A 1,236-nucleotide genomic window follows, 5' to 3' on the forward strand; every position below is an offset into this window, starting at 1 on the left:
GACCGCGTTCGCCATGGCCGCCGACCGCTGGCGGATCAGCCTCGGCCTGGAGCCGCTGCGCATGGCCGTCGATCCCGCGCGGGTGACGGCGGCCTTCTCCAGCGAGCGGCTGTTCCTGCTCGACGGCGCACGGCCGCAAGGCTTCGCAGAATTGTCGGGATTCTTCAGGGCTGCGGACGCATGGGTGCGTACGCACGCCAACTACCCGCACCATCGGGCCCGGCTGCTCACCGCGGTCGAGTTGCCCGCCGACGCCGGCCGCGAGGAATTCACGCGCCGCGTCGCCACACTCACCGCCGCGGACATCGAAGCACGCGCCCACGCCCACGAGGCCATCGCCGTGCGGGTGCGCGACGAAGCGGAATGGGCCGACAGCCCGCAGGGCACAGCCGCGGCCTCGGGCCCGCTGGTCGCCCTCGAGACGCGTGCGGATCAAGGGGCGATCGAATCACCCACCGCGGCAACGCGGCTGCGGCCGCTGCGCGGACTGCGGGTGCTGGATCTGACGCGGGTGATCGCCGGGCCGGTGGCGACCCGCGCGTTAGCCCTGCTCGGAGCCGATGTGCTGCGGATCGACCCGCCACAGCTGCCCGAGATCGAGTGGCAGTTCCTGGACACCTGCCAGGGGAAGCGGTCCACTGTAGTCGATTTGCGTACCGATCTTCCTGTTTTCCGCGAATTGATCAGCAATGCAGACATAATCATCTCCGGTTACCGACCGGGCAGATTGGAACACCTCGGAGTGCGGGCCGCGGAATTGCGGCCGGGAATTGTGCGGGGCCGAGTTTCGGCGTGGGGCGAAACCGGACCGTGGGGTGATCGACGCGGTTTCGACAGCATCGTGCAGGCCGCCTCGGGAATTTCGCTCATCGAAGGCGCAACCGGTAATTCGCCCGGCGGGGCGGCGGTGGGCGTGCTGCCCGCGCAGGCCCTCGACCATGCCAGCGGCTACCTGCTCGCCGCCGGGGTGCTGGACGCGCTGTGCGCCCGGCGCGCGGACGGCCGCGGCCGCGATGTCCGGGTCGCCCTCGCACGCACGGCATCCTGGCTGATCACAGCGCCGGGACGGACACCCGTTCACGCCGCGCCCGCCGCACCCGATCCGGAGGCCGCCCGGACGCACGGCGCGGTGACCTCCGCCCCACCACGCCCGACTTCTACTTCGATCAGCTGGCCCGCATCGACGTGCCGGAGCTGTCCTCGGGCCGGGTCACCCTGCTCGGCGACGCCGGGTAC

1 protein-coding gene is annotated in these 1,236 nt (G+C 71.3%); it reads left to right on the forward strand.

Annotated elements, in window-relative coordinates:
* Nucleotides 1-1,236, forward strand: a 1,236-nt coding sequence (locus ACWELQ_RS45940; RefSeq protein WP_452403236.1) for a CoA transferase, incomplete at both ends; no start/stop codon positions are given.

It is taken from the genome of Nocardia sp. NPDC004722, assembly GCF_053601505.1.